At 61.8% G+C, this 26,386-nt stretch carries 27 protein-coding genes and 1 tRNA gene; 12 read left to right on the top strand and 16 right to left on the bottom strand.

Annotation, left to right across the window (positions count from 1 at the left end; all coding sequences use genetic code 11):
- Positions 1-25: 25 nt before the first annotated feature.
- The 3 genes from PLAV_RS08290 to PLAV_RS08280 form a co-directional block, all read right to left on the bottom strand.
- A complete protein-coding gene (locus tag PLAV_RS08290; protein WP_012110546.1) occupies positions 26-1,402 on the bottom strand; it encodes a glutamine synthetase family protein in 1,377 nt (458 codons plus the stop codon).
- 22 nt (positions 1,403-1,424) lie between these two features.
- Positions 1,425-2,069 (bottom strand): flavodoxin family protein, encoded by a 645-nt coding sequence (locus PLAV_RS08285; protein ID WP_012110545.1) that lies wholly within the window; start codon positions 2,067-2,069, stop codon positions 1,425-1,427.
- A gap of 391 nt (positions 2,070-2,460) precedes the next feature.
- A tRNA-Leu gene (locus PLAV_RS08280) sits at positions 2,461-2,546 on the bottom strand.
- A gap of 118 nt (positions 2,547-2,664) precedes the next feature.
- Here PLAV_RS08280 and PLAV_RS08275 point away from each other — a divergent pair.
- Complete coding sequence (locus PLAV_RS08275) at positions 2,665-3,186, top strand: disulfide bond formation protein B (protein WP_041536500.1); 522 nt, start codon at positions 2,665-2,667, stop codon at positions 3,184-3,186.
- Complete coding sequence (locus PLAV_RS08270) at positions 3,186-3,767, top strand: demethoxyubiquinone hydroxylase family protein (RefSeq protein WP_012110542.1); 582 nt, start codon at positions 3,186-3,188, stop codon at positions 3,765-3,767. The genes PLAV_RS08275 and PLAV_RS08270 overlap by 1 nt, the downstream gene beginning before the upstream one ends.
- A gap of 6 nt (positions 3,768-3,773) precedes the next feature.
- On the opposite strand, the gene PLAV_RS08265 is transcribed toward PLAV_RS08270, so the two are convergent.
- Positions 3,774-4,334, bottom strand: a complete 561-nt coding sequence (locus tag PLAV_RS08265) for an HNH endonuclease (RefSeq protein WP_012110541.1) — start codon at positions 4,332-4,334, stop codon at positions 3,774-3,776.
- Positions 4,335-4,442: 108 nt separating this feature from the next.
- The gene (locus PLAV_RS08260; protein WP_012110540.1) at positions 4,443-5,117 is read right to left on the bottom strand and encodes an alpha/beta hydrolase; all 675 of its coding nucleotides are present in this window, start codon (positions 5,115-5,117) and stop codon (positions 4,443-4,445) included.
- A gap of 72 nt (positions 5,118-5,189) precedes the next feature.
- Here PLAV_RS08260 and gluQRS point away from each other — a divergent pair, with 72 nt between their 5' ends.
- Together gluQRS and PLAV_RS08250 are read left to right on the top strand one after the other, a co-directional pair.
- On the top strand, positions 5,190-6,092 hold the full coding sequence (gene gluQRS / locus PLAV_RS08255; protein ID WP_012110539.1) for a tRNA glutamyl-Q(34) synthetase GluQRS: 903 nt from the start codon (positions 5,190-5,192) through the stop codon (positions 6,090-6,092).
- Between the two features lie 111 nt (positions 6,093-6,203).
- Positions 6,204-7,256: an acyltransferase family protein gene (locus PLAV_RS08250; RefSeq protein ID WP_012110538.1), complete on the top strand. Its 1,053-nt coding sequence runs from the start codon at positions 6,204-6,206 to the stop codon at positions 7,254-7,256.
- A 2-nt stretch (positions 7,257-7,258) separates the two neighbouring features.
- Here the strand turns inward: PLAV_RS08250 and PLAV_RS08245 are convergent, their stop codons facing one another.
- From PLAV_RS08245 to PLAV_RS08225, 5 genes are all read right to left on the bottom strand, one after another.
- Entirely contained in the window at positions 7,259-8,206 is a 948-nt protein-coding gene (locus PLAV_RS08245; protein ID WP_012110537.1) for an AEC family transporter, read from the bottom strand.
- Between the two features lie 68 nt (positions 8,207-8,274).
- A complete protein-coding gene (locus tag PLAV_RS08240; protein WP_012110536.1) occupies positions 8,275-8,946 on the bottom strand; it encodes a hypothetical protein in 672 nt (223 codons plus the stop codon).
- 8 nt (positions 8,947-8,954) lie between these two features.
- Positions 8,955-10,082: a hypothetical protein gene (locus PLAV_RS08235; RefSeq protein ID WP_012110535.1), complete on the bottom strand. Its 1,128-nt coding sequence runs from the start codon at positions 10,080-10,082 to the stop codon at positions 8,955-8,957.
- Positions 10,079-10,372, bottom strand: coding sequence for a hypothetical protein (locus PLAV_RS08230; RefSeq protein WP_012110534.1), 294 nt, complete (start codon positions 10,370-10,372; stop codon positions 10,079-10,081). The genes PLAV_RS08235 and PLAV_RS08230 overlap by 4 nt, the downstream gene beginning before the upstream one ends.
- A 202-nt stretch (positions 10,373-10,574) precedes the next feature.
- Entirely contained in the window at positions 10,575-12,578 is a 2,004-nt protein-coding gene (locus tag PLAV_RS08225; protein WP_012110532.1) for a protein meaA, read from the bottom strand.
- Positions 12,579-12,764: 186 nt separating this feature from the next.
- Here PLAV_RS08225 and PLAV_RS08220 point away from each other — a divergent pair, with 186 nt between their 5' ends.
- Together PLAV_RS08220 and PLAV_RS08215 are read left to right on the top strand one after the other, a co-directional pair.
- Positions 12,765-14,012: an acyl-CoA dehydrogenase family protein gene (locus PLAV_RS08220; RefSeq protein WP_012110531.1), complete on the top strand. Its 1,248-nt coding sequence runs from the start codon at positions 12,765-12,767 to the stop codon at positions 14,010-14,012.
- A gap of 176 nt (positions 14,013-14,188) precedes the next feature.
- A complete protein-coding gene (locus PLAV_RS08215) occupies positions 14,189-16,009 on the top strand; it encodes a flavin-containing monooxygenase (RefSeq protein WP_012110530.1) in 1,821 nt (606 codons plus the stop codon).
- An 83-nt stretch (positions 16,010-16,092) separates the two neighbouring features.
- Here PLAV_RS08215 and PLAV_RS08210 read toward each other — a convergent pair whose 3' ends face one another.
- On the bottom strand, positions 16,093-17,193 hold the full coding sequence (locus PLAV_RS08210; RefSeq protein WP_012110529.1) for a ferritin-like domain-containing protein: 1,101 nt from the start codon (positions 17,191-17,193) through the stop codon (positions 16,093-16,095).
- 190 nt (positions 17,194-17,383) lie between these two features.
- Between PLAV_RS08210 and ccrA the strand changes: the two genes are divergently transcribed.
- Positions 17,384-18,649 carry a crotonyl-CoA carboxylase/reductase gene (ccrA, locus tag PLAV_RS08205; RefSeq protein ID WP_012110528.1) on the top strand — a complete coding sequence of 422 codons (1,266 nt, stop codon included), beginning with the start codon at positions 17,384-17,386 and terminating at the stop codon, positions 18,647-18,649.
- A gap of 10 nt (positions 18,650-18,659) precedes the next feature.
- Here ccrA and PLAV_RS08200 read toward each other — a convergent pair whose 3' ends face one another.
- Both PLAV_RS08200 and PLAV_RS08195 read right to left on the bottom strand, forming a co-directional pair.
- Positions 18,660-19,181, bottom strand: a complete 522-nt coding sequence (locus PLAV_RS08200) for a rhodanese family protein (RefSeq protein WP_012110527.1) — start codon at positions 19,179-19,181, stop codon at positions 18,660-18,662.
- A gap of 34 nt (positions 19,182-19,215) precedes the next feature.
- Entirely contained in the window at positions 19,216-19,527 is a 312-nt protein-coding gene (locus PLAV_RS08195) for an ArsR/SmtB family transcription factor (RefSeq protein ID WP_012110526.1), read from the bottom strand.
- Positions 19,528-19,649: 122 nt separating this feature from the next.
- On the opposite strand from PLAV_RS08195, the gene PLAV_RS08190 reads away from it, so the two are divergent.
- Positions 19,650-20,540 carry an MBL fold metallo-hydrolase gene (locus PLAV_RS08190; RefSeq protein ID WP_012110525.1) on the top strand — a complete coding sequence of 297 codons (891 nt, stop codon included), beginning with the start codon at positions 19,650-19,652 and terminating at the stop codon, positions 20,538-20,540.
- A 6-nt stretch (positions 20,541-20,546) separates the two neighbouring features.
- Here the strand turns inward: PLAV_RS08190 and PLAV_RS08185 are convergent, their stop codons facing one another.
- Together PLAV_RS08185 and relB are read right to left on the bottom strand one after the other, a co-directional pair.
- Entirely contained in the window at positions 20,547-20,825 is a 279-nt protein-coding gene (locus tag PLAV_RS08185; RefSeq protein WP_012110524.1) for a type II toxin-antitoxin system RelE family toxin, read from the bottom strand.
- A complete protein-coding gene (relB, locus tag PLAV_RS08180; protein ID WP_012110523.1) occupies positions 20,809-21,036 on the bottom strand; it encodes a type II toxin-antitoxin system RelB family antitoxin in 228 nt (75 codons plus the stop codon). Before relB ends, PLAV_RS08185 begins: the two co-directional genes overlap by 17 nt.
- Before the next feature lie 142 nt (positions 21,037-21,178).
- Between relB and PLAV_RS08175 the strand changes: the two genes are divergently transcribed.
- Positions 21,179-21,751: a T4SS efffector SepA family protein gene (locus PLAV_RS08175; protein ID WP_012110522.1), complete on the top strand. Its 573-nt coding sequence runs from the start codon at positions 21,179-21,181 to the stop codon at positions 21,749-21,751.
- A gap of 6 nt (positions 21,752-21,757) precedes the next feature.
- On the opposite strand, the gene PLAV_RS08170 is transcribed toward PLAV_RS08175, so the two are convergent.
- Positions 21,758-23,230 (bottom strand): TrkH family potassium uptake protein, encoded by a 1,473-nt coding sequence (locus PLAV_RS08170; protein ID WP_012110521.1) that lies wholly within the window; start codon positions 23,228-23,230, stop codon positions 21,758-21,760.
- A 206-nt stretch (positions 23,231-23,436) separates the two neighbouring features.
- Here PLAV_RS08170 and PLAV_RS08165 point away from each other — a divergent pair, with 206 nt between their 5' ends.
- The 3 genes from PLAV_RS08165 (at position 23,437) to PLAV_RS08155 (ending at position 26,344) form a co-directional block, all read left to right on the top strand.
- Positions 23,437-25,143, top strand: a complete 1,707-nt coding sequence (locus tag PLAV_RS08165) for an acyl-CoA dehydrogenase family protein (RefSeq protein WP_012110520.1) — start codon at positions 23,437-23,439, stop codon at positions 25,141-25,143.
- Positions 25,143-25,334 carry a twin transmembrane helix small protein gene (locus PLAV_RS08160; RefSeq protein WP_012110519.1) on the top strand — a complete coding sequence of 64 codons (192 nt, stop codon included), beginning with the start codon at positions 25,143-25,145 and terminating at the stop codon, positions 25,332-25,334. The genes PLAV_RS08165 and PLAV_RS08160 overlap by 1 nt, the downstream gene beginning before the upstream one ends.
- Positions 25,335-25,438: 104 nt before the next feature.
- Positions 25,439-26,344 carry a haloalkane dehalogenase gene (locus PLAV_RS08155; protein WP_012110518.1) on the top strand — a complete coding sequence of 302 codons (906 nt, stop codon included), beginning with the start codon at positions 25,439-25,441 and terminating at the stop codon, positions 26,342-26,344.
- Positions 26,345-26,386: the final 42 nt, after the last annotated feature.

Genomic DNA, 26,386 nt, shown 5'->3' with positions numbered 1-26,386 from the left:
TCGTCGTGCCTCCTCTTTCAATCTTTCAAACAAAAGTCAGGTATTGATCCCGTTCGGCAGGCGAGACCGCATAGAACTGTGCCTCCCATTCCTTCTTCTTCTGCGCGGCGAATATCTCGACGAAGGCGTCGCCGAGCACTTCCCGCGCAAAGGCACTCGCCTCCAGCGCTTCCGTTGCTTCCAGCAAAGTACGGGGCAACCGACGGACATTGCGGCCGGCCCTGAGCGATGTTTCCAGATAGAGATTGTCGTTAAGCGGTTGGCCGGGATCGATCTTCCTGTCGAAGCCATCAAGCCCTGCGTGAAGGCTGAAGGCGGAAGAAAGATAGAAATTGGCGCTCATGTCCGGGGCACGGTTTTCGATGCAGGGCCGGTTCATCGGCAGCCGCAGCATCGCCGAGCGGTTGTTTCTGCCATATGCCTGGAGCACCGGTGCCCATGACATATCCGGCATGTCGCCGCGCGCGATCAGGCCCTTGTAGGAATTGTGCGTCGGGCACGTTATCGCGCACAGCGCCTCGGCGTGTTCGAGCAGTCCGCCGGCGAAATGAAGCGCTTCATCCGTCGCGTCGAGCCCGTAGCCGCGTGCGATCTCACCGGCCTGGCGTGCTTTGGCATCGAACAGATGCTCGCCCGTCTGCGTATCCATCAGCGATATGTTGTGATGCGCGCCGGACCTGAAATCGTTGCTGAAAGGCTTCGGCATGAAACTCGCGACGGCGCCGTGCGCGCGGGCGAGGCTCTTCACCATGAAGCGGAAGAAGGTAAGCCGATCGGCCGTTGTCAGCGCGTCGGCATAGCCGAAATCGATTTCGAACTGGCCGTGTCCGCCTTCCTGATCGAAGGAATAGAGGCCCCAACCCAAATCTTCGACATAGCGCGTCAACTGTTCGAGAAACGGTCCCGCGAGAGATATCTGGTGGAGATCGTAGGCAGGCGTGGGCCCGTGAAAAGCCTCGTGCTGAAGGGGCGCGAGGCCCTCGGCCGTTCGCCGGTAGACATAGAATTCAGGCTCGATGCCGAGATTGAACTTCAGGTTCCTCGTCGCCGCTTTGGCGAGGGCCTTCTTGAGAATGATGCGGCTGCAATTCTCATAGGGCTCGCCGTGGAAGTAGAGGTCGGACGCAAACCAGCAATACTTTTTGTCCCATGGCAGGATCGTTGCCGTCGCAAGATCCGGAACGGCAGCGCATTCATCGAAATGCGGCCCGACAAGTCCCATGCCTTCAAGCGCGCCAACGGTAAAAAGCTCCGACCCACGCACCATGTCGGCCAAGTGGCTGATGGGAACGCATTTCGTTTTCGAAATGCCGTGAACGTCGACATAGGTGGCAAAGCAGTACTCGACGCCCTCACGGGCGAGACGCTCTTGCAGGTCCGTCGCTTGTTGCTGGTCGGTCATCGTCAATCCCTTTATCGGCCGCTTACGCTGTTGTGCACTCACCCCAGACACGCCCGGGCCGAGGCGTATCGATCTGGTAGTCGGTGGCGTGTCGTGTGAAAAAATCCCGTCCGAATTGTTCGGCGCTTGCCAGCGGCCGATGCGGATCCCGCCCGAGGTCGCCGCGCGCATTGCCGTAGCCGTGAACGGTTCCGGCGAAGGTCGACCTCGTGTAGCGGCTGTATTCCTGGAGCTGATGAACGATGCCTGCCGCAACCGTCGGGAATGTTTCCTCGGAGCTCAGCAAAAGCCCGATCCGCTTTCCCGTCATCTGCTCGACAACCAGGGAAGATTGCGGATGGGACGCCGCGACGTAGCAGAACATGCGATCGAAGAAAGCCTTGAGTTGTGCGGACATGCCGTACCAATAGACAGGCGTCGCGACGATAAAACCGTCAGCAGGCAGAAAATCTTCGAGGAAGGTCGCGCGGAAACCATCCTCGATACCGCATTCCCCGTCCGCTCTCCGGCACTGACGGCAGTCCCTCAGGAAACCCGCGACGGCATCGTCCGCGAAAATGAACCTCGTCTCGTGGCCGGCTTCGATCAGTCCCTTTTTGACGGCCTGCGCCAGCGCGGCCGAATTGCCGTCTCGCCTTGGGCTGCCAATGAGGATGAGGGCTTTCATCGTTTTTCTCCGAATTCCGTCGCCGGTTTTGGAGTCGTATTCTAATTTAATTGATCGGTCAATTAAATATATAGCCGGGCTTCTGCGGGGTGATTCAGGGGGTTTTTTGGCCGGGTTATCCCGCGACTGTCATCAAACTGTCATTGAACTGTCACAAACACGCTTCCATCCGTGTACAGATGATATTTCGGGGATAGGCCCCGCCCGAAGCCGGCCCGCCGGACCGCCCCGCCCTGCGGCGAAAACCGGGGACAAGTTTCTTTCACGGAAACTTATCCAGCAAAAAGACCCTCTCCTGCCAAACCGGGTGGAATGCGGCAGGAGGGGGCGGGGATAAATCCGGAGGGGGCGGAAGAGTGGCGAGCCCAGGCTCGAGCCATTCGAAAGGATTTGGTGCCCCTGGCCGGACTCGAACCAGCACGTTGTTGCCAACAACAGATTTTGAGTCTGCCGCGTCTACCATTCCGCCACAGGGGCCCTGAGCGCGGGCGCATCATAATGGGCTGGCCCGCACCTTCAATCGAAAAGAAGGCGGACCCGATATGCGGCGACAAGGCACGGGACAAGGGCCGGGACCCGTGCTTGAATGCCGGTCATGACGGAACGCATCCCCTCCAACGCCATTCCCTGGATCCTGATTGCCGTAAGTGTCGCCACCCTCGCTGGCGCGCTTTTCTTCGAGCATGTCCTTGGCTACGTGCCCTGCTCGCTCTGCCTTCAGGGCCGTCTGCCACACTATTTCGCGATAGGCGCGGCGCTGATCGCGGGCATCCTCTCGCGGGAGGCCAATATAGGGATCGGCGTTCTCGTCTTTCTCGGCCTTTGTCTATTGGCCTATCTGGCGGGAGCGGGCCTCTCCTTCTATCACGTGGGCGTCGAATACAAATGGTGGCCGGGGCCCGATACCTGCGGCGCCGGAGGACTTGTTTCGAACTCGCTCGAAGACCTGCAATCGGCCCTCAACGGCGGCGCGAAGCCGCCACGCTGCGACGATGCCGCCTGGTCGGTATTTGGCATCTCCCTCGCGGGCTTCAACATGCTGATCACTCTGGCACTCGCCGCCCTTTCCGCGCTGCCCCTGCTGCGCTATCTCCGTGAGAGCAGAGGAGAAGCCTGATGTCTGCCACGCCGAAAGCACCCCGCGTCTCCGCACAGCCCGGCCGGGCGCGTGACGCCGCCATCGAGGAAATGATCCGCGTCGACCATGCCGGTGAATATGGCGCCGTGCGCATCTATGAAGGCCAGCGCGCGGTCTTCCGCTACCTGCCGCACAAGCAGGAGATCGCCACCGCGCTCGACCGGATGGCGAAGGACGAGGAAGTTCACCTCGCGCGCTTCAACGAGATCGTGAATGAGCGTGGCGTCAGGCCGACGGCCTTCGCGCCGGTCTGGCATGTCGCCGGCTTCGCGCTCGGCGCGGCCACCGCGTTGCTGGGCGAGAAAGCGGCACATGCCTGCACGGCCGCGGTCGAGGAAGTGATCGACGAACACTACAAGGCTCAGGTGAACCGGCTCGACCAGATGGGCGAGGAAGAAAAGCCGCTTCGCGACACGATTGAAAAATTCCGCCTGGAAGAAGTGCAGCATCGCGATGAAGCGATCGAGGCCGGGGCGAAGGAAGCGCCCGCCTATCCGCTTCTCTCCGGCGCGATCAAGGCCGCCTGCCGGTTGGCAATCAAGGTCTCCGAAAAGGTCTGACGGACCTTACGGCTCCAGCTCGCTGTCCCAGTAGAGATAATCCTGCCAGCTCTCATGCAGATAGTTGGGCGGAAAGGCACGCCCGTTCTTGTGCAGATCACCCACTGTCGGCCGGAACGGCGCCTGCATCGGAAACATTGCGGCGTGCTCGGGCATCTTGCCGCCTTTTTTCAGATTGCAGGGCGCACAGGCCGTGACGACATTTTCCCAGGTTGTCTGCCCGCCCCGCGAACGCGGAATTACGTGATCGAAAGTAAGCTCGAGCCGGGCACTGCAATATTGGCAGGTGAACCGGTCGCGCAGGAAAAGATTGAAGCGGGTGAAGGCGGGAAAGCGTGTCGGCTTCACATAGGATTTCAGAGAGACGACGCTCGGCAACTGCATCTCGAAAGTCGGCGAGCGCACGAGCGTTTCGTAGGAGGAGACGATGTTGACGCGGTCCAGGAACACGGCCTTGATCGCGTCCTGCCATGACCAGAGCGACAAGGGGTAATAGCTGAGCGGTCTGTAATCCGCATTCAACACAAGAGCCGGACAAGCATCCGGTGCCGCAAACGTTCCGTGCACGCCACCCTCCTGAGGCCATTGGCTTCAAAACGATAGGCCTCTACAACGCCTGATCTTACTATATCTGGTGCGACGGGTTTGTGAAGCTGCCAACTTCTGGTTGTGCGCTCATGCTGCCCCGGCCGAACCCTCAAGCCGGCCCGCAAAAGCGTCCGCAATGAAGCGCCCGCCGAGATCGAGGCCCGTCTGGTCGATGCTGTGGCCGAGGCCCGGCGAAACATGCCACTGGACCGCCAGCCCCGCTTCCCCCAACGCCTGAACCGCCTGATGCATGCGCGAAACCGGCAGCATATCGTCCAGATCGCCATGCACCATGAGAACCGGCGGCCGGCAGGTGACTTCCCCGGCCAGCCGTTCAGGGGCGGCCAATGCGCCGGAATAGCCGACGATGCAGGCGGGTGCCACCCTTCGGCGAAGGCCGACGTGAAGCGCCATCATCGTGCCTTGGCTGAAGCCCACCAGAGCAAGGTGGCGGCCATCAAGTCCGCGCAACGCCAGTTGCTCGTCAATGAAGCGGCCGAGAAGCGGCGCGGCGGCGGCGACACCGCGCTCGATTTCCAAAGGATCGAGCCGTGAGATCGGAAACCATTGATAGCCCATCGGATTGCCGTCGCAGGGCGCAGGCGCGTTGGGCGCTATGAAGGCCGCGTCGGGCAGCAAACGCTGCCAATAGGGAGCGAGCGAAATCAGATCATTGCCGTCCGAGCCATAGCCGTGACAGAGAACCACGAGCTGTCTCGCCTTGCCGCTTGCCGCCGCTACGCTCGGTCCCGTCAAAAGCATGGTCTGAAGCCTCCTCTTTCGCCACGGCGCTATGCCGGATAACAATGCGCCCACACACTAGTCGGGGTTTCGATGCAGGAGAAGACAAGCGGGCAGGAGACATTGCGGTTCGCCCCGAGCCCCAATGGCTGGCTGCATCTCGGCCATGCCTATTCCGCACTGTTTGCGTGGGAGATGGCGGCGGCATTGCACGGCCGCTTCCTGCTCCGTATCGAGGATATCGATACCGGCCGCTGCCGGCCGGAATTCGAAGCCGCTATCTATGAAGACCTCGCATGGCTGGGCATCGATTGGGAACAGCCGGTCCGCCGCCAATCCGAGCATTTTGCCGATTATGAGCAGGCGCTGAAAAACCTCCGCGATATGGAAGTCGTCTATCCCTGCTTTGCGACACGCAAGGAAATCCAGGACGCCATCATTGCCTCCGGCGTTCCCCTTCAGAACTGGCCGCGAGACCCCGACGGCGCGCTCCTCTATCCCGGTATCTACAAGGACATACCGCGCGCGAAGCTCAACAAGCTGATGTGGGAAGGCCGCACCTATGCCTGGCGGCTCGACATCGCGAAGGCATTGCAGCTTGCCGAGGCGCGGACGGGAGCACTCATAACCTTTCGTGAAGAAGGAGAAAGTGCCGGGGGTGAACCGAAGAGACTGCCGGTGAAGCCGGAACTCTTCGGCGATGTGGTCATCGCCCGAAAGGACGTACCCACCAGCTATCATCTGGCGGTGACGGTGGACGACGCGCTGCAGGGCGTCACGCTGGTCACGCGCGGGCAGGACCTTTTTCCGGCGACCTATATCCACCGCATCCTGCAGGTGCTGCTGGACCTGCCTGAACCGCGCTATCACCATCACGGTCTCATCCGCGACGAGGAAGGCCGGCGTCTTTCAAAAAGCGCCAAAGATATGGGCTTGCGGGAACTGCGCGCCGCCGGCCACAGCCCCGCCGACATAAGACGCATGGTCGGGCTTTAACCTTTTCGGCTGCGAGAACTGGCGCAAAAGCTGCTTCTGAAGATCAAGACAGGGCGGTTACGTCTCGGAAGAGAACGAAACCGCGCATTTTTGAGCCTCGGGAGCCCCAAAATGACCGGCGCGAGCACATCGGTTGTATCGAAACAGCGCATCGACTGGATCGACGCCGTAAAAGGCCTGACGATCATTCTGGTGGTGATGGAACACACGACCTTCGGTGTTTCGAACGCCATTGGCCAAATGCCCGCCATTTTCGGCGCCATCGCGGAATTCGCCAAACCCTTCCGTATGCCGCTTTTCTTTCTCGTCGCCGGCCTCTTCGCCTACAAGGCGCTTTATGGCGACCTGCGGAAATTCATCGACGGAAAAGTCGTTCACTTTGCCTATTTCTACGTTCTCTGGTCGGTCATCCAGATCGGTATCAAGATGATCCCCCACAGCGGCGCCTGGAACGTCACCTATGTCGACCTGCTGATGATCCCGATCCAGCCTTTTGCCGTGCTCTGGTTCATCTATTCGCTTGCGATGTTCTTCGTTGCGATGCGGCTTCTGCGTGACGCGCGGCCGGCATTCGTTTTCTTCTTCGCGCTGGCTTTGTATTTCACGCGGCTCGACACCGGCTGGATGCTGCTCGACGAATTTGCCTGGCGTTTCATCTGGTTCGTGACGGGTGTCTATGGGGCGAAGCAGATCTTCCAGCTCGCCGACTGGGCGCGTGTCTATCCCGCAAAAGCCGCGGGGCTGGCGATGCTCATGCTCGTTTGCGTCTCGACCGTCGTCTTCTCGCATCTGGTCGATATACGTGCCGTCGAGCTGCTGATGGGATTTGCGGGCGCCGGCAGCGCGATCGTGCTGGTAAGCCTCCTGGCCAATCGCGGCCTCGCCGGCCCGCTTGCCTATGTCGGGCAGCACTCGCTGCAGATCTTCCTTTCCTTCTTCCTGCCCATGGCGGTCATGCGGATCGGGCTGACCCGGCTCGGCCTCGAGAATGGCGATCTCATCACATTGATTTCGGTCATCGTGGCCGTTGCCACGCCGATCCTTGCCTTCAGACTGATCGAAAAAACGCCCTTCGACTTTCTCTACAACCGCCCGGACATGTTCCGGCTGATCGCACCCCGCGCGCACAGGCCGAACATCGTGATGGCAGCGGGCGGCGACTGAGATCAGCCGAGGAAATATCCGAGCAGGAATGTCAGCGTGACGAGGCTGAGCCCGGTCGAAAGCACAACCGTGCTCGAGGCCGCGCCCGGCGCGGCACGGTAGCGATTGGCGAGGATCGAGGAATAGACCCCGGTCGGCGTGGCGGCAAGCAGCGTCGCCGCCGTGACCCAGAGCGGCTCCAGCTCGAAAACATATTGCGTCATCACGAAAACAAGCGCCGGGTGAACCATGAGCTTGAAGAAGGTCGTGATGGAGGCGGCGCCGACCGAACGGCGGATGCTGTAGCGCGTGAGCATGGCGCCGAGCACGAATAGCGCGCAGGGAATGGCGGACCGCGCGATCATCTCAAGCGTCGTGTCGACGATGCCCGGAAGCGGCACGCCGAGCTGGCCGTAAACACCACCGCAGGCAATGCCGATGATGACGGGATTGCGCAATGTGTTCAGCAGGCCTTCTTTCAGGATTGCACCGAAACGCGGCCGCTCCTCGCCTTCGCGCGTGCGCGTCAGTTCCAGAAGAAAGGTCGCGATGGTGAAGAGAATGATCCCGTGGAAAGCGAGAATGAGGAAGACGGGCGTGCCTGCTTCCGGCCCGAAGCCGGTGAGAATGATCGGCAGGCCGAGCATGATCGTATTGCCCTGACCGCAGCCGAAACCGAGCATCACCGCATCGGGGGCCGGACGGCGAAGAATGAAAAGCGCGATCAGCGATCCAGCCGCCCAGACGGCGAGCATCGCGCCGTAATAGGAAATCCAGAGACCCCAGGGAAGCGAGGACGGAAACTCCGTGCCCGCGAGATTGCGGAACAGCAGCACCGGCATGGCGAAGGTGAAGACATAGGTGTCGAGCCCATCGACACCTGCATGACTGATGAGCCTGGTCCGCGCGCCGAAATAGCCGAAGGCGATGACGCCGAAGATCGGCAGCACGAGGCTGAGAGCTACATTCATCGGGTGTTCCGGGGAGGCAGGTGAAAGGCGGGCGGACCTTACAGACCGCCATTCATGCCGTCAAAACACTACCAGTCATAGAGGCCGGTGAATTTCCGGAAGCCCGCGGCCTCCGCCCAGCCTTGCCACTGCGCGCTCACACGCTTCGTTACCGTGGGGCTGCCGCCGCCCTGCCCGACACCCAGCATCATCAGCTCGGCGCAGCCCGGATAAAGCGCCTGCGGACGCGGCAGCGAACCGCCGCCCGCGAGCTTCGCATATTCGGAATCCTCGAAACCGTCGGTGAGCAGGATGATCCGCACATCCGATGCCTCGCAATCGACAAGCTGCGAGGTCGTTTCGAGGAAGGAGACGATATTCGTATAGCCTTGAGCCTTGAGCTTGCCTTCGCCCACCAGCTTCGGCATCGCCGAGATGAGCGCGCCGATCCCTTCCGCCACTGTCTCCGGCTTGGCGCGGGACGAGATCACTTCGTCGATCTTGAGCGCATTGGCGCTTGAATCGTAGGAGCCGAACGTCCGCAGCATGATGCGCGACCTGACCGGCAATGTATCGAGTTCATCGGCTGTGCGCTGGCCGACACGCGCGGCATAGGCGGCGTCCATGACGAGCGGATTGCTCTTCGAGAGATCGAGCCCCACGATCACGGTTTGCGGCCGCGCAGGCGCATCGACGGCCGCGGCGGGGCCCGCAACGATCGGCACCAATGCGAACAGGGCGAGCGCGGCAAGCCGAAACAAACGCGCCCTCATTCGCCGGCCGTAAAGCTTGTGTTCTGGCCGGCAATACGGCGCGAGCCGCGCGGCGGCAACAACTCGCCGACCGGCTCCCGGATCGCTTCGAGGCGCGCGGGGCCTGCCTTCATGGCGTTGCGCGAACGCCGCTCCCACCAATCGTCGAACAGTTTTTCATAGCGGGCGAGATGCCGCGATTCCTCGCACGCCTTCATCCGCTCCGAAAAGGGCGTCGCCGCGCCATTGACGAGTGCGGGCTCCTTGCGGCGTCCAAGGAAGCCGCGTCCGCCTGAGGGTGCCGAGAGAGCCGCGTTGCCCTGACGCCGCGCTTCATCGAGCCCCTGCTCATAGCCACGGCATTCGCGCATGAGCCCGGTCCACAACAAATGCCGCCGGTTCTCGGGGCCTTCCATTTCGGAGAGCGAATGGCGATTGCCGTCATATTCCGCTTCGAGCGAGGCGAGCTTCTCCATATCCGCGCGGCGGTGCCGGAAATCGCGCGCGTGGAAGACGCGGCGAAGCGACTGCACGGCGTAATGAATGCAGAGGGCGGCAACGCCCGTGACGACGAGGAAGACGATGCCGAGAGATGCCATCCAGGCCATGGGTTGCCAGCCGCGCATCTGGTCGACCTCGCTGGCGGTGCGCGCCGTTTCCTGCGTCGCCTCGGTCGCAATGCCGAGGCCCGCCAGCGCATTGCCGAGCGACGAGCCGACGCTGCCGTCGCTTGTCGCGGCGACACCGTTCGGCAGCGACATCAGCGCCAGCAGAAGGCCGACGCCGAGCAGCATGGCGAGCGCGAGCACGAAGACGATGCGCACGAAGACCGCCTTGCCGAACGCACCGAGCTGCTCATAGAGGATATGCGCCGCGACGGTGGCGAAAAGAACCTGCATCGACTTGAAGGCAACGGAGGAGCCGAGCGCGCCCGGCAATTCCAGGAATTCATTCGCGAGGGCCCGCGTCCAGAATTCGCTGACGATCATGTAATCGACGATCAGCGCGCCGAGCGCGATGAGACCGACGATCAGGAAGGCCAGAAAATGGAAACTTGCGAACCGCGCTTCGCGCTCGCTCGCGACGTAATTGCGGGTCATCTGCTCCCGCATGTCTTCGGAGATGAGAGAGACCCGGCCGTTCATGCCTTCACCCTCCGGCTGAAGAAGCCCTTGCGCTTCGGCGCTTCCGTGGCCGCTCCTTCGAGCGGCGCGGCGAGCCGTTTCGCGAGCTCGAGAATTTCGCGTTCGAGCGTCTCCTGCCGCGCCCGCCGCCGCGCAAGCTCGGAGGCATAGGCCGCGTCGAGCTCGGAGAGCCGTGAGAAGATGTGGAGTTCCGGCAAAGGTTCGCCGTTCCGCCCATAATGCCAGGCCGTCTGGGCCTGCCCCTGACCGGCCTTGCCGTTCTGCCCCGTTGTATCGAAACCGTCGCCCATCAGCCGGTCCTTTCTCCACGCACCCCTGCGTTAACAACTTGTTAACTATAACATCGGTGACGGCGGGAACGGAGTCCGCAGAAAATCAATACGTCCGATCGAAACACCGCCAGCCAAATCCTTGAACTGTCTCATTCAAGGACTCCAATGCGGCGGAAACATTATGGGAATATGGCGAGAATGTGATCCGTGTGTCTCAGGCTCACGCCGCCTCTTCGGTGGTGTAGTCCACGAGGCGGACCACATCGGCCATGATGTCGTTGATCTGGAAATCCTTGGGCGTGTAGATCGCGGCGACGCCGGCGGCGCGGAGCGTCTCCTCATCCTCCGGCGGGATGATGCCGCCGACGATCACCGGTATGTTGGCGAGCCCGGCATCGCGCATGCGGTCCATCAGATCCGCCACCAGCGACACGTGACTGCCCGACAGGATGGAGAGCCCGACCACATGGACCTCGCCATCGAGCGCCGCCTGGACGATCTGTTCCGGCGTCAGGCGAATGCCCTCATAGACGACATCCATGCCGCTGTCGCGGGCGCGAACCGCAATCTGCTCGGCACCATTGGAATGACCGTCGAGGCCGGGCTTGCCGACAAGGAATTTGAGACGGCGCCCAAGCTTCGCCGAAACGGCATTGACCATCTCCCGCACGGGATCGAGATCGCCGGGTGCATTGCGCGCCGCGCGTGAAACACCCGTCGGCGCGCGATACTCGCCGAAGGTCTCGCGCAGCGCCGCGCCCCACTCGCCGGTCGTGACGCCCGCCTTCGCGCAGACGATCGAAGGCTCCATGATATTGCGCCCGTCCTTCGCCGCGCGCCGAAGATCGGCAAGAGCGGCTTCGACGGCGGCGGCGTCGCGCGTTTCGCGCCACTTCTTCAGCGCCGCGACCTGCTCCGCCTCGACGCCCGCATCGACCACATGGATCGAGCCAGCACCCGTGGAGAGCGGCGACGGCGCCGATTCCTCGTATCTGTTGACGCCGACCACGACCTGCCGCCCGGCTTCGATCTCTTCGAGCCGCGCGGAATTGGATTCGACGAGGCGCTCTTTCATGTAGGCGCTCTCGACGGCGGCAACCGCGCCGCCCATCTCCTCGATGCGCGCAAGCTCCTCGCGCGCTTCCGCCTTCAGCGCCTCGACCTTCGCATCCATCACCTTCGACCCGTCGAAGATGTCGCCATATTCGAGAAGGTCACTTTCATAGGCGAGGATCTGCTGTGCGCGGAGCGACCATTGCTGGTCCCACGGGCGCGGCAGGCCGAGCGCCTCGTTCCATGCCGGAAGCTGCACGGCACGGGCACGCGCATTCTTCGACAGCGTGACGGCCAGCATTTCGAGCAGTATGCGATAGACGTTGTTTTCCGGCTGCTGCTCGGTGAGGCCGAGCGAATTCACCTGCACGCCATAGCGGAAGCGGCGGAGCTTCGCATCCTCGACGCCGTAGCGGTCGCGGCAAATCTCGTCCCAGAGATCGACAAAGGCGCGCATCTTCGCGATCTCGGTGATGAAGCGCACGCCCGCATTGACGAAGAAACTGATGCGGCCGACGACCTGCGGAAAATCCTTTTCCGGCACCTGCCCGCCTTCCTTCACCCGGTCGAGCACGGCCTGCGCGGTCGCCAGCGCAAAGGCAAGTTCCTGCACCGGCGTCGCGCCCGCTTCCTGCAGATGGTAGGAGCAGACATTGGTGGGGTTCCACTTCGGCACCTGCGTGTAGGTGTAGGAAACGACGTCGGTCAGCAGCCGCATCGACGGCGCGGGCGGAAACACATAAGTGCCGCGCGAGAGATATTCCTTGATGATATCGTTCTGGACCGTGCCCTGAAGCTTCGCGCGGTCCGCGCCATGCTCGTCGGCGACGGCGATATAGAGCGCCAGCAGCCAGGCCGCCGTCGCGTTGATCGTCATGGAGGTGTTCATCTGCTCCATGGGAATGCCGTCGAACAGCGCCCGCATGTCGCCGATATGGGAGACCGGCACACCGACCTTGCCGACCTCGCCTTTTGCCAGAACATGATCGCTGTCATAGCCCGTCTGCGTCGGCAGATCGAAGGCGACCGAGAGGCCCGTCTGGCCGCGCGACAGGTTCGTCCGGTAAAGCTCGTTCGAGGCCTTGGCCGTCGAATGACCGGCATAGGTGCGGAAAATCCAGGGCTGGTCCTTTTTCGGACCGCCCGCGCCGTTTCCACCGTTCCCGCTCATCGCCTTACCTCGCGTCCACAAACCTTTGTCATGCCATTATCACAGGCTTTGCTGCGCTGCAAAAGAGCCAAGCAGCGGCCGCAGGCCCGCAAACGGCATGACGGACACCGCAATAGATTTCGCCGGGCGCCGCAACGCGCTACCCTGCGCGGATCAGAACTGAATCACCATGAATGGACAGAATTTATGTCAGACCTAGATCAAGACCTGTTTCAGCTTGCCATGTCGGAAGAGGCGCGGCCTCTGATGGCGGCTGTGAAAAAACACATCGCCGAAAACGTCGATCCCATCACGGAGGAGTTCTTCCGCCTCCAGGACGAAAAGACCGATCGCTGGAGCTGGCATCCGCGCCAGCTTGAGCTGCTGGAAGGCGCAAAGAACAAGGCGAAGGAATCGGGCTTGTGGAACTTCTTCCTGCCTGAGTCCGAAATCGGTTCCGGCCTCACCAATCTCGACTACGCCTATATCGCCGTCGAACTCGGCAAATCGCCGCTCGCATCGGAATCGCTCAATTGCAGCGCGCCCGACACGGGCAACATGGAAGTGCTGGAGCGCGTCGGCACGCCGGAGCAGAAGAAGAAGTGGCTGGAGCCGCTCCTCAACGGCGAAATCCGTTCCGCCTATGCGATGACCGAACCCGATGTGCCGAGCTCCGACGCCAAGAACGTGCGCACCAGCGCCGTGCTTGACGGCGATGACTGGGTCATCAATGGCGAGAAGTTCTATATTTCCGGTGCCGGCGACCCGCGCTGCAAGATCATGATCGTAATGGTGCGCACGAGCCCGGACGCACCGCCCAGCAAGCAACAGTCGCAAATCCTCGTACCGATCGACACGCCCGGCGTCGAAATTCTCGGGCCGATGAAAGTCTTCGGCAAGGACCACGCGCCCCACGGCCACATGCATATCCGCTTCAACAATGTGCGCGTGCCCAAGGAAAACATCCTGCTCGGCGAGGGCCGCGGCTTCGAGATCAGCCAGGTCCGCCTTGGCCCCGGCCGCATCCATCATTGCATGCGCTCGATCGGCAAGGCGGAGAAGGCGCTGGAACTGATGGTGAAGCGCGCCGCGACGCGCGAAGCCTTCGGCAAGCCGATTGCGAAACTCGGCGGAAACCTCGAGATCATTTCGCGCGCCCGCATCGAAATCAATGCGATGCGTCTCGCCGTGCTTCAGGCCGCGAGGGCGATGGACGTTCTGGGCAACAAGGAAGCCCGCGTCTATGTGAGCGCCGTGAAGGCGATGGTGCCGGAGAAGGTCTGCCTCATCATCGATCAGGCCATCCAGATGCACGGCGCCGCCGGCATCTCGCAATGGACGCCGCTGGCCGACATGTATACCGACATGCGCCACCTGCGTTTTGCCGATGGTCCGGATGAAGTCCATCACATGGTGGTGGGCCGCGCCGAGGTGCAGAAACACGGCCTCTGGTAAGCCCAGCCCGGCAAGCCGGCACGTACAGGAAAGCCGCTATGTGGAACGCCACATAGCGGCTTTTTCGTAGGTTTCCGCCAAATTTCACCGCCGCGCACAGTTTCCGTTGCATCGCGCCGCAAGATCGGAAGAATAGGAAAAAACAAACTGACAAATTATCATATTGGAAACGCCTGATGACCACGACGACCGAGAGCACCGCGCCCGCCCGCACGCCCATCGACAAGGAAGCCCTGCTTGCACGCTACCGCGCGGAACGCGACAAGCGCCTGCGGGACGATGGCAACGAGCAATATCTCCAGATCAAGGACCAGCTCGCGCATTACCTCGACGATCCCTACACGCCGCGCGCCGAACGCGAGCCGAAAACGGATCATGTGACTTTCGCTTTTGTGGGCGGCGGCTTTGCCGGTCTTGTCACGGGCGCACGCCTCAATGAAGCGGGCATCACCGATGTGCGCATCATCGAGAAAGGCGGCGACTTCGGCGGCACCTGGTACTGGAACCGCTATCCCGGCGCGCAATGCGACACGGCATCCCTGATCTACATGCCGCTGCTCGAAGAAACCGGCCATATGCCGAGCGAGAAATACGCCCACGCGCCGGAAATTCTCGCCCAGTGCCAGCGCATCGGAAAACAATACGGGCTTTATGAGAACGCGCTGTTCCACACCGAAGTCGAGAACATGACGTGGGATGCGGACCAATCGCGCTGGGTGATCGAAACAAATCGCGGCGACCGTTTCACCGCAGACTATGTCGGCATGGGTACCGGGCCCCTGCATGTACCGAAACTGCCGGGCATTCCGGGTATCGAGAGCTTCAAGGGCCACTCGTTTCATACGAGCCGCTGGGACTACAACTACACGGGCGGCGACCCCAAGGGCGCGCTGATGGAAAAGCTCGCGGACAAGCGCGTCGCCATCATCGGCACAGGCGCAACCTCGGTTCAGGCCGTGCCGCACCTCGCCAAGGCATGCAAGACGCTCTATGTCGTCCAGCGCACGCCCTCATCCGTCGATGTGCGCGCCAACAAGCCGCTCGATCCCGAATGGTTTGCCTCCATCGCCACGCCGGGCTGGCAGAAACGCTGGCTTGAAAATTTCACCGCCAACCAGGGCGGCGACATCGTCGAGGAAGACCTGGTGCAGGACGGCTGGACGGACCTCTCGCGCCGCATCCGCGCCAGGATCATGGAACTGCCGCGCGACAAGATGACGCCCGAAAACATGATGGCGGCATTCGAGGATTCCGATTTCGAGAAGATGGAAGAAATCCGTTCCCGCGTGGATCAGATCGTTGCCGACAAGGAGACGGCGCAGAAGCTGAAAGCCTGGTATCGCCAGCTCTGCAAGCGCCCCTGCTTCCACGACGCTTATCTTCAGTCGTTCAACACGCCCGGCACGCATCTCATCGACACGGACGGCAAGGGCGTCGAGAAGATCACGGAGAAGGGCTTCGTCGTCGCCGGCGTCGAGTATGAGGTCGATTGCATCATCTATGCGTCAGGCTTTGAAGTCGGCACCGAATGGACGCGCCGCGCGGGCTTCGACCTGACGGGCCGCGACGGGTTGAAACTCTCGGAAGCCTGGGCGGAGGGCATGCGCACCAAGCACGGCATCCACGTTCATGGTTTTCCGAATGCCTTCTTCGTGCAGCCGACGCAAGGCGCGAACCTCATTTCCAACGTGCCGCACAATCTCACCGAAGCGGGCGCGACCATCGCCGCGATCATTTCCCACGCACAGAAGAAGGGCGCGAAGGAAATCGAAGTGACGAAGGAAGCGCAGGATGAATGGGTGGCGCTGCTGCTAACCGGCATGGGCCGGATGATCGGCTCCCCCGACTGCACGCCGGGCTACTACAACAATGAAGGCAAGGCCGCAGGGCCCGCCGCCAAATACAATGTCGGCTACCCGGCAGGCGCGACGGCCTATTTCAAATATCTGGAAGGCTGGCGAAACTCGGGAGAGTTTGACGGTCTCGCCTTTCGCTGAGACGGCATGAAACGAAAGCGCCGGAACCAACCCGATGGTTCCGGCGCTCACGCAACATGGTAGCCGGCAACTGAATTTAACGCTCAGTCGGCGGCGGCCGTCGCCGTCATGCCATTTGCGCGCGCCGCCATGCTCTCGATGTGGCGGCGGCGGGCATCGAACTCGAGCGCGATGCTTTCGTCGTCGGACTGCATCTGATCGACATCCTGATTGGCGTAGTCCATGACGCCCATCTCCTCATAGCCCTTGCGGATGCGCGGGCCCCAGAGGCCGACATCCTTGACGATGGGCACGATGCGCTGGAAGAGCGACGAACGGAACTTCGTCATGAAGCCCGAATTATACATATGCTCGCCGCAGGCGACGGGATCGAGGCCGAGATTTTTCCAAACCTCGACCGCGTCGAAACGGTCGCGCATGAGGTAACTCGCTTCGAGCAGGAACTCCTCGCGCTCGTCGCGTTCCTTTTCGGTGAGCTGCGGATAATAGTCGCGCAGCGCCAAGCGCCCGAAAGCGACATGGCGGCTTTCATCCTGCATCACATACGCATTCACCGCCGCGGCAAGCGGGTTCTGCGCATTGTCGCGTATCTGCGCGAAGGACGCGAGCGCCAGCCCCTCGATCACGACCTGCATGCCGAGATAGGTCATGTCCCAGCGGCTATCGAGCAGCGTCTGCTCGATCAGGTCCTGCAGCGGCTTTGTCATCGGATAGGCAAGCTGGAATTTTTCGAGCAACCGCTTGTAGCTCTCGACATGGCGCGCCTCGTCGATCACCTGCGTCGAGGCATAGAACTTCGAGTCCATGTCCGGCACCTGCGTGACGATCTTCGCCGTGCAGATCAGCGCACCCTGTTCGCCCTGCATGAATTGCGAAAGCTGCCAGGCCTGAAAATGCTTGCGCACATTGGCCTTCTCCTTGCGCGACATCTTCTCGAACTGCGCCATGCCGTTGATCGGCAGCATCTCGTCGGGCAATTGTTCGGGATTGTCTTCGTCGAGTTCCTGGGACCAGTCGAGACGCTCGTTCGCGTCCCACTGCATCTCGACGCCCTTGCGATAGAGGCCCATCATCGCGTTGCGTTCGGGGTCGTAGTTCCAGTTGAACATCGCATCGAAATTCTGCGGTACGGACCAGTGGCTGTCTTCCAGCGCTAATGCATAGGTGTCCTTGATTTTCTGCATCGGTCTCTCCTCCTCCGTGCAATGTGCGTAGTATAACTCCGCAATTGCCTTCCCGCCACCGCAAATAACTGGCGGAATTCCGGCCTTCCGGCCCCGGCCTTTTGATATTGCACCGCAAAATACCCTTGCATCCGCAGCGTCAAATGCCAATGATCCGCGCCAAAGCGGCACCTGAGCGAGCGAGGCAAATATGACGTATACGGAGAAAAAAGATCTCTACGAGGTCGGTGAGATACCGCCCATCGGTCATGTGCCGAAAAACATGTATGCATGGACGATCCGCAGGGACCGGCAGGGACCGCCGCAGCAGGCGATGCAGGTCGAGGTCGTGCCGACATGGGAGATCGACAGCAACGAGGTGCTCGTTCTCGTGATGGCGGCGGGCGTCAACTACAATGGCGTATGGGCGGGCCTTGGCACGCCGATCTCCGTCTTCGACGTTCACAAGCTGCCCTATCACATCGCAGGCTCGGACGCTTCCGGCATCGTCTACGCGGTTGGCGCCAAGGTGAAGCGGTGGAAGGTCGGCGACGAAGTCGTCATCCATTGCAACCAGGACGATGGCGACGACGAGGAATGCAATGGCGGCGACCCGATGTTCTCGCCGACGCAGCGCATCTGGGGCTACGAGACGCCGGACGGCTCTTTCGCGCAGTTCTGCCGCGTGCAATCGCAGCAGCTGATGCCGCGCCCGAAGCACCTCACCTGGGAAGAGAGTGCCTGCTACACACTGACATTAGCGACGGCCTACCGCATGCTCTTCGGCCACCGCCCGCACATCCTTTCGCCCGGACAGAACGTTCTGGTGTGGGGCGCGAGCGGAGGTCTCGGCTCCTTCGCGGTGCAGCTCTGCGCGACGGCCGGCGCCCATGCCATCGGCGTTATTTCCGACGACAGCAAGCATGATTTCGTGATGTCGATGGGCGCGAAGGGCGTCATCAACAGAAAGAATTTCAATTGCTGGGGCCAGTTGCCGAAAGTGAACTCCGAGGAGTTCAACGACTTCATGAAAGAGGCGCGCAAGTTCGGCAAGGCAATCTGGGACATCACCGGCAAGGGTGTCGACCCCGATATCGTGTTCGAACACCCCGGCGAGTCGACCTTTCCGGTTTCCTGCATGGTGGCGAAGCGCGGCGGCATGGTCGTCTTCTGCGCCGGTACGACGGGCTTCAACCTCACCTTCGACGCACGCTTCGTCTGGATGCGCCAGAAGCGCATTCAAGGTTCGCATTTCGCGCATCTGAAACAGGCGAGCGCGGCGAACCAGCTCGTTATCGAACGGCGCATCGACCCCTGCATGTCGGAGGTGCTTCCGTGGGCGGATATTCCGCTGGCGCATACCAAGATGTGGAAGAACGAACATCTGCCGGGCAACATGGCAGTGCTGGTTTCCGCCGCGCGGCCGGGCCTCAGAACGGTCGAGGATACGATTGAAGCGGGGATAAGGGCGGCCTGAAGAGCCGCCCTCAGGCGCGCAGCGCCCGGTTCCACGGCATAGCCGTGAGGAAGCGCGCCATGCCGCAAAAGCCGGAGACGCCGGCAAAGACGAGGCCCGCGCCGACGAAAGCCGAAAGCGCGTAGAAGCCCGGATGCACGCCCGCGCCGAGCGCCACACCGAGCAAGACGAGCGAGCCCGCCGCGATCTGCACCTGGCGCATCAGCTCGAGGGGCTGCGCGGCATCGGCCGCGACGGGCAGCTTCGCCGCCTTCCAGGCATCGATCCCGCCTTCGAGTATATAGGCTTCGCAGCTTTCCGGGGCGGCGAGCTTCGCGGCATTGGCTTTGGTGCGCATGCCGGATTTGCAGTGATAGACGACGATGCCCGCGCCCGCGGCGGCCGGATGGCCGCCAAGCTTCGAGAGCGGCTCATTGACTGCGCCCGGAATATGCTCGCGGGCGAACTCGTCCGGCTCGCGTATGTCGACGATGACGGCGCCGCGCGCGGCCATCGCCTTCGCTTCTTCGGGGGTGAGGGTCCTGAGGCTCATTTTCCGTTCTCCTTGGGGCGCGGGCACACGACGCTCACGCGCAATAAATGTCTTTCAGCGTCTTCATGATCTTCGCGGCATCGGGATCGTCGATCCGGTAATAGACCGTCTGCGCCTCCCTCCGCGTCGCGACGAGGCCGTCGGCGCGGAGCTTCGCCAGATGCTGCGACAGCGCCGACATGCCGAGATCGGCTTCGGCCGCGAGCTCGCCGACACTCGCCTCGCCTTTCACCGCCAGTGCGCACAGCACCAGCAGGCGCTTTTCGTTGGCAAGCAGGCGGAGCATCCGCGCCGCCTCGCCCGCGCTTTCGGCGAGTTTCGAGATATCGCTTTTCATCATCCGCATCGTCCGGCCTCCGGCCGATCTTTATTTCACGTATTGCTAAATTAGTGAATGCTAATATATGTGTCAAGAGACAGACCGGACGGGATGTTGAAAACCGGCCGGAAACGAAGAAGGAGAACCTCATGAGCAACGACAAAAGGCCGGAAATACAGGGCTTTTTCGACGAGGCAAGCAATACGGTGAGCTATCTGGTGGTCGATCCCGACAGCCGCGCCGCCGCCTTCGTCGACCCCGTGCTCGACTACGATCCGAAGTCGGGCAAACTCTCGACGGCAAGCGCCGACAGGCTGCTCGACGCCGCCGAAAAGGCGAAGGCGCGGATCGAATGGATCCTCGAAACCCATGCCCATGCCGACCACTTGTCCGCCGCGCAATATCTGAAGGCAAAGACGGGCGCGAAAATCGGCATCGGCGCGCATATCAACGATGTGCAGAAAATCTTCACGCCCGTCTTCAACCAGAAGGGCCCGACCGACGGCCGCGAATTCGACCATCTGTTCAAGGAAGGCGAAAGCCTCGCGATCGGCGGGCTGACGGTTGAGATGATCGGGACGCCGGGCCACACGCCGGCCTGTGTGAGCTACAGGATCGGCGATGCGGTGTTTGTCGGCGACACGCTCTTCATGCCGGATTACGGCACGGCGCGGGCCGACTTCCCCGGCGGCGACGCGCGCACGCTCTACCGCTCGATCCGGAAACTGCTGGCCCTGCCGCCCGAAACGCGGCTCTTCATGTGCCACGACTACAAGCCGGAAGGCCGCGACCATTATGTGTGGGAAACGACGGTAGCGGACGAACGCGCCCGCAATATCCATGTCCATGACGGCGTGGACGAGGACAGCTTCGTCGCCATGCGCGAAAAGCGCGACTCGACGCTGGCGGCGCCCGTGCTGCTCTTGCCCTCGATCCAGGTCAACATCCGCGCCGGCCACGTGCCGCCCGCGGAGGACAACGGCAAGCGGTACCTCAAGATACCGCTGAATGTGCCGGCGGAGGTGGAGGAGAGCCTCTAGGTTCTCCTACCGCTTTGCCTTGCGGTAGACGTCTTTCCTGTCGCCGATGCGGACGACCAACACGCGCAGCACTTCATCTTCGATGTCGCAGATGATCCGGAAGTCGCCGACGCGGTAGCGCCAGAACTGGCCGAGCGGACCCGAGAGCGGCTTGCCGAAGCTGCGCGGGTTGGCTGCGCCGGCAATGCGTTCGTCCATATACTCGACGATGCGCCGCGCCGATTGCTTGTCGAGCTTGCGAAGCTGGTTTATGGCGTCGTCGGTATAATCAATCGTCCAGGCCAAGGTCTTTTCTCACCTTGGCCGCGGAATGCGTTTTTTCCTCGCCCTTGCGGACACGCTCCAGCACGTCGGCGGCGAGATAATAGTCTTCCATCTCGTCGAGCCCCCGCTCGATGATCTCGCGCAGATAATAGGCGCGGGTGCGCCCCGTCTTCTTCGCGAGAAGATCGAGACGCGCTTCCAGTTCTGCATCGAGGCGGACAGAGGTGGGCATGAGTACCTGCTGTGAATACAGGAAATATATGTATTCAAAGTAGGTAGCTTAGTTCCTTGATGCAATCTCGTACTATCTTGCATGATTCGTATTCTCCTGTTATACGAAAATACGCCGTATTCCTCGTATAGCGAAATGAAAAATGATAGAGCACGAGATTAGAATCAGCGCAGCGACCTTTCAGCGGCTTCAACAGCACGCCGTGCCGTTTGTCGACACCACTCCAGAAGCCGTCATCAACAGGGCCCTGGATGCGCTAGAAGGAACGAGACCGAGTGTGGCTTCGCGCACTAGCGCGCCAGCACCGACAATGGAAAGACGTATCGACCCCCGGGCATTGCCCCGGCTAACTCACACAAAGGTGCTAAGCGCTGAAATCGATGGAAAGTTCATCGAAAGGCCGAACTGGAATCATCTGCTCGACGAAATCTTGCTGATTGCAGCAAAACGATTCAGGAGTTTCGATGAACTTCGTAGTCATTGCCCGGCAAATCTCGTGCAAGGCAAAAAGGAAACAGACGGCTTTGCCTACCTGCAAAAGATCGACTTGTCCGTACAAAGACAGGATTCGAACGCTGCGTGTCGAACGATTGTCACCCTCGCAGAGCGCCTCGGCATTGCCCTCGAGATCAGCTTCATTTGGCGCCCCAAAATGGATGCGCTGTATCCCGGCGAACGCGGCCTGATCAAACTTACTGGCTCGCAGACTCTCTAACTCCCCTTACCGCTCCCAGTAATCCTTCGAGAACATCACTAGCACCGTCAGCAGTTCGAGGCGGCCGAGGAGCATGGCGAAGGCGAGGATGATTTTGGGGCCGTCCGGCAGGGAGGAGAAATTACCGGCGGGGCCGACGACGGGGCCGAGGCCGGGGCCGACATTGGCGATGGCGGTGACGGCGGAGGAAAGCGCCGTCACGAGGTCGAGGCCGAAAGCGGCGAGCGCCAGCGAGACGGCAAGGATCGACCCCATATAGACGAAGACGAAGAGCGCGACGGAGAAAACGATCTCCCGGCTCACCGTGCGGTCGGCATAGCGCAATGTCTGCGCGACATGGGGATAGAGCGTCTGGCGGACCTGGCTCTTGAAAAGGAGCGCGAGAATCTGCAGACGGAACATCTTGAGGCCACCGGACGTCGATCCCGTGCAGCCGCCGATGAACATCAGGATGAAAAAGGCCATGATCGCGAACGGCCCCCAAAGCGTGTAGTCGGTGCTGGCGAAACCCGTTGTGGTGACGACGGAAACCACGTTGAAGGCGGTGAGCTGCAACGCCTCAAAAAAATGATAGTCGCCCCGGGCGGCGAGCCAGAGTGCCATGAGGACGGAGGTGACGGCGAGCATGGTGATGAAGGCGCGCACCTGCGGATCGCCCCACAATGTTTCGCCGGTGCCGCGCAGCGTCTGCACATAAAGGATGAGCGGCAAGGCACCCGAGACCATGAATATGATGGCGGCCCAGTGAATGAAGCTGCTGTCGAAATAGCCGAACGACGCATCATGGGTCGAATAACCGCCGGTCGAGATGGTCGTCATCGCATGGTTGAGCGCATCGAACGCGCTCATGCCGCCGATGATATAGGCCAGCGCGCAAAGCAGGGTGAGCAGCAGATAGACCTCGCCGATGGCGACCGCGATCTGACCCGGGCGCGGCAACACTTTTTCCGTGCGGTCGGAACTTTCGGTACGAAAGAGCTGCATTCCGCCGACACGCAGGAACGGCAGAATGGCGACCGCCGTGACGATGATGCCGATGCCGCCCATCCATTGCAGGAGCGAGCGCCAGAGAAGAAGGCCGGGCGGCGTTGCATCGAGGCCGACCATCACCGTGGAGCCCGTGGTGGTGAAACCGGACATGGCCTCGAAGAAGGCGTCCGTATAGCTCATATCGACCTTGGAGAAGGCAAAGGGCAGCGCCGAGAAGGCGCTGAGCGACAGCCAGCCAAGCGTGGTGACGAGGAAAGTGGCACGGTGGCCGAGATCGCGGTCCTCCGTCTGGTTGGAAAGCATCAGCGCGCCGCCGACAAAGCCGGTGACGACGGCGCTCGACAGGAAGGCTTCCCAGTCGCCGCTCTCGGCGACAATCTCAGCCAGAACCGGGACCAGCATCACGACGGAGAGCGCGATGAGGAGCGCGCCGATCACGAGGCCGACGACCTTGGTGCTGTCGGCGAAGGAGACTCTGGCGCCGTCCATGAAAACCCCCGTCAGGCCCGCCCGGAGAAGGCGATTAACCGAATCGTCCGTCCGGCTGGCCGGAGCGGAGGGTTCGAGATATATAGATATTGAACGGCCCATGCCATGACCCGTGGGCCTATTCCCGCAATTCCGGTTTCACTTAGCGTGAGATCCGCCCTCCCGCGCCGTCCGTATCAGAAGCCGTCACACGAGCGAGTTCCTCCATGAGCCAGACCCAGAGCGCCGCCTCCGCATCCCGCACGGGCGCCAATGCCGACCTTCTGCTTGCCGATCTGCTGCTGCTGACGGGGCAGGCGGTGGAGGCGGCGAACAAGCTGCTCGCCCAGGCGAAAACAGCCGTGTTCGCCAAGGTGGCGAAGGACGGCAAGGTTTCGGCGGCGGCAATCGAGCGCGAACAATTTGCGGTGCATGGCTTTGCCTGGCTGGCAACCTATGTGGAGGCGCTGCGCCAGCTTGCCGCCTATGCCGCGCGGATGACCGAAGAGGGACGCTTCGGCGAGTTCGAGGCGCTGATCGTGCAATTCGCCTTCGGCGAATATCTGAACCAGATTTCCGGCGGCATTCCGATGAGCCAGGTGGAGACGGTCCGGCCGCTCGATCTCGGCATTTCAGATGGCGACCATGCAGGCTTCCACACCGAAGCCGTGCGTACGCTTTGCGCGGCAGGCAACACGCGCGGAACGCGCGCGCGGCTCGCCGAACTCATCGCGGCGAATGCGGGCGCGGCGACCTTCGGCGACACGGGGCTTGAGGAAACCTACGACGCAATCCGCGACCAGATGCGCCGCTTCGCCGATGCCGAAGTCATGCCCCATGCGCATGAGTGGCATCTGAAGGACGACTACATTCCGATGCCCGTGGTCAAACAGATGGCGGAGCTTGGCGTCTTCGGCCTGACGATCCCGGAAGAATTCGGCGGGCTCGGCCTCGGCAAGGAATCCATGTGCGTCGTCTCCGAGGAATTGAGCCGGGGCTATATCGGCGTCGGCTCGCTCGGCACGCGCTCCGAAATCGCGGCCGAGCTGATCCTTGGCGGCGGCACGAAGGAACAGAAGGACAAGTGGCTGCCGAAGATCGCGAGCGGCGAAGTGCTGCCGACGGCGGTCTTCACCGAGCCGAACACGGGCTCCGATCTTGCCAGCCTGAAGACGCGCGGCAAGCGCGACGGCGACGTCTACAAGGTGAACGGCAACAAGACATGGATCACGCATGCGGCGCGCGCCGATGTGATGACGCTGCTCTGCCGCACCAATGACGAGCCGGGCTACAAGGGACTGTCCATGCTGCTGGCCGAAAAGCCGCGCGGTGGCGACGAAGAGCCCTTCCCGGCGAAGGGCATGTCCGGCGGCGAAATCGAGGTACTCGGCTATCGCGGCATGAAGGAATTCGAAATCGGTTTCGACGATTTCGAGGTGAAGGCGGAGAACCTTCTGGGCGGCGAGGAAGGCCAGGGCTTCAAGCAGCTCATGCAGACCTTTGAGAGCGCCCGCATCCAGACGGCGGCGCGCGCTGTCGGCGTTGCACAATCTGCGCTCGAACTCGGACTTCGCTACGCGCAGGACCGCATCCAGTTCGGCAAGCCGATCTACGACTTCCCCCGCGTGAACGGCAAGCTCGTCATGATGGCGGTCGAGATCATGGTGGCGCGCCAGCTTACTTATTTTGCCGCGCGCGAAAAGGACGGCGGCAGGCGCTGCGACCTTGAGGCGGGAATGGCAAAGCTTCTCGCCGCGCGCATCGCCTGGGCGGCGGCGGACAATGCGCTGCAGATCCATGGCGGCAACGGCTTCGCACTTGAATATCCGGTAAGCCGCGTGCTGTGCGACGCGCGCATCCTCAACATCTTTGAAGGCGCGGCCGAAATCCAGGCACAGGTAATCGCCCGCCGCCTGCTGGAAGGCGGAAACTGATGGCCGATTATGTTGTCTGGCTTGGGCCCGTCGCGCTCGGCGCCGTTCTCGTGGTGCTGCTGCTCGGATTGCTGAACATGATGCGCGGCGGCTCCGCGAACCGCTCGCAGACGCTGATGCGCTGGCGGGTGGGGCTGCAGTTCCTCGCCATCATCGTCATCATGACGGGGCTCTACCTGACGAGCCGGTGACGGCGGAACTGCCTCTGCCTTTTCGCTTGGCCGTTGCGGGACGAGCCTTATGATGCGGTCCGCCCTATCTCCTTCAAGGAGATCTCGATGAGAGGAGGCCCCCCATGACCACCAGGACGATTTCCGCCGCCGAACCGCCGAAAAAAACCGTAACGATTGCCGGCCGTTCCATGGCCTATAGCGAGATGGGCGAAGGCGACCCGATTGTTTTCCTGCATGGCAATCCGACATCCTCCTATCTGTGGCGGAACGTCATGCCGCATCTGGCCGACCAGGGCCGCTGCATCGCGCCCGACCTGATCGGCATGGGCGACAGCGACAAGCTCGAACCCTCAGGCCCTGAACGCTACACCTTCCGCGAGCACCGCCGTTTTCTCGAAAGCTTTCTGGAAGCGCTGGGCATCCACAAGAACGTGACGCTGGTGATCCATGACTGGGGCTCGGCGCTCGGCTTCGATTGGGCGAACCGCAACCGGGGCGCCGCCGAAGGCATCGCCTATATGGAAGGCATTGTCCGGCCGCTCGAATGGGACGAATGGAACGAGGATGCACGCCGCATCTTCGAGGGCTTCCGCTCCGATGCCGGCGAAGAAATGATCCTGAAGAAGAATCTCTTCATCGAGGCGGTGCTGCCGGGCTCGATCCTCCGCAAGCTGACGGACGAGGAAATGGCGGTCTATCGCCGCCCCTTCGCCAACGAGGGCGAGGACCGGCGGCCGACACTCTCCTGGCCGCGCCAGATACCGCTTGGCGGCGAGCCGGAAAATGTGGTGGAAAGCGTCGCCGATTATGCGCACTGGATGTCGGAGAACGACCTGCCGAAACTTTTCGTCAATGCCGATCCGGGCGCCATCCTGACCGGCGCGCAGCGCGAATTCTGCCGGAGCTGGAAGAACCAGACGGAAGTGACCGTGAAAGGCAGCCATTTCATCCAGGAAGACAGCCCGCACGAGATCGGCGAGGCAATCGCCAAATGGCGCAGAAGCTGGCGCGCCGCGCCGAAGGCTTGATCGCGCGCGCCGAAAAGGCGAGGCTTTGGCCTTGATGCGAGG

It is taken from the genome of Parvibaculum lavamentivorans DS-1 (assembly GCF_000017565.1).
GTDB lineage: Bacteria > Pseudomonadota > Alphaproteobacteria > Parvibaculales > Parvibaculaceae > Parvibaculum > Parvibaculum lavamentivorans.
Note: the sequence above shows the minus strand (reverse complement) of the source record. Positions and strands in the feature narration are given on the sequence as shown.

Coding starts and splice junctions, on each gene's coding strand:
- PLAV_RS08200 (WP_012110527.1), bottom strand. CDS start 19,181: ATGAGCCTCAGGACCCTCACCCCCGAAGAAGCGAAGGCGATGGCCGCG.
- PLAV_RS08190 (WP_012110525.1), top strand. CDS start 19,650: ATGAGCAACGACAAAAGGCCGGAAATACAGGGCTTTTTCGACGAGGCA.
- PLAV_RS08285 (WP_012110545.1), bottom strand. CDS start 2,069: ATGAAAGCCCTCATCCTCATTGGCAGCCCAAGGCGAGACGGCAATTCG.
- relB (WP_012110523.1), bottom strand. CDS start 21,036: ATGCCCACCTCTGTCCGCCTCGATGCAGAACTGGAAGCGCGTCTCGAT.
- PLAV_RS08275 (WP_041536500.1), top strand. CDS start 2,665: ATGACGGAACGCATCCCCTCCAACGCCATTCCCTGGATCCTGATTGCC.
- PLAV_RS08230 (WP_012110534.1), bottom strand. CDS start 10,372: ATGGGCGACGGTTTCGATACAACGGGGCAGAACGGCAAGGCCGGTCAG.
- gluQRS (WP_012110539.1), top strand. CDS start 5,190: ATGCAGGAGAAGACAAGCGGGCAGGAGACATTGCGGTTCGCCCCGAGC.
- PLAV_RS08270 (WP_012110542.1), top strand. CDS start 3,186: ATGTCTGCCACGCCGAAAGCACCCCGCGTCTCCGCACAGCCCGGCCGG.
- PLAV_RS08250 (WP_012110538.1), top strand. CDS start 6,204: ATGACCGGCGCGAGCACATCGGTTGTATCGAAACAGCGCATCGACTGG.
- PLAV_RS08225 (WP_012110532.1), bottom strand. CDS start 12,578: ATGAGCGGGAACGGTGGAAACGGCGCGGGCGGTCCGAAAAAGGACCAG.
- PLAV_RS08215 (WP_012110530.1), top strand. CDS start 14,189: ATGACCACGACGACCGAGAGCACCGCGCCCGCCCGCACGCCCATCGAC.
- PLAV_RS08260 (WP_012110540.1), bottom strand. CDS start 5,117: ATGCTTTTGACGGGACCGAGCGTAGCGGCGGCAAGCGGCAAGGCGAGA.
- PLAV_RS08165 (WP_012110520.1), top strand. CDS start 23,437: ATGAGCCAGACCCAGAGCGCCGCCTCCGCATCCCGCACGGGCGCCAAT.
- PLAV_RS08245 (WP_012110537.1), bottom strand. CDS start 8,206: ATGAATGTAGCTCTCAGCCTCGTGCTGCCGATCTTCGGCGTCATCGCC.
- ccrA (WP_012110528.1), top strand. CDS start 17,384: ATGACGTATACGGAGAAAAAAGATCTCTACGAGGTCGGTGAGATACCG.
- PLAV_RS08160 (WP_012110519.1), top strand. CDS start 25,143: ATGGCCGATTATGTTGTCTGGCTTGGGCCCGTCGCGCTCGGCGCCGTT.
- PLAV_RS08195 (WP_012110526.1), bottom strand. CDS start 19,527: ATGCGGATGATGAAAAGCGATATCTCGAAACTCGCCGAAAGCGCGGGC.
- PLAV_RS08155 (WP_012110518.1), top strand. CDS start 25,439: ATGACCACCAGGACGATTTCCGCCGCCGAACCGCCGAAAAAAACCGTA.
- PLAV_RS08175 (WP_012110522.1), top strand. CDS start 21,179: ATGATAGAGCACGAGATTAGAATCAGCGCAGCGACCTTTCAGCGGCTT.
- PLAV_RS08290 (WP_012110546.1), bottom strand. CDS start 1,402: ATGACCGACCAGCAACAAGCGACGGACCTGCAAGAGCGTCTCGCCCGT.
- PLAV_RS08170 (WP_012110521.1), bottom strand. CDS start 23,230: ATGGACGGCGCCAGAGTCTCCTTCGCCGACAGCACCAAGGTCGTCGGC.
- PLAV_RS08220 (WP_012110531.1), top strand. CDS start 12,765: ATGTCAGACCTAGATCAAGACCTGTTTCAGCTTGCCATGTCGGAAGAG.
- PLAV_RS08210 (WP_012110529.1), bottom strand. CDS start 17,193: ATGCAGAAAATCAAGGACACCTATGCATTAGCGCTGGAAGACAGCCAC.
- PLAV_RS08235 (WP_012110535.1), bottom strand. CDS start 10,082: ATGAACGGCCGGGTCTCTCTCATCTCCGAAGACATGCGGGAGCAGATG.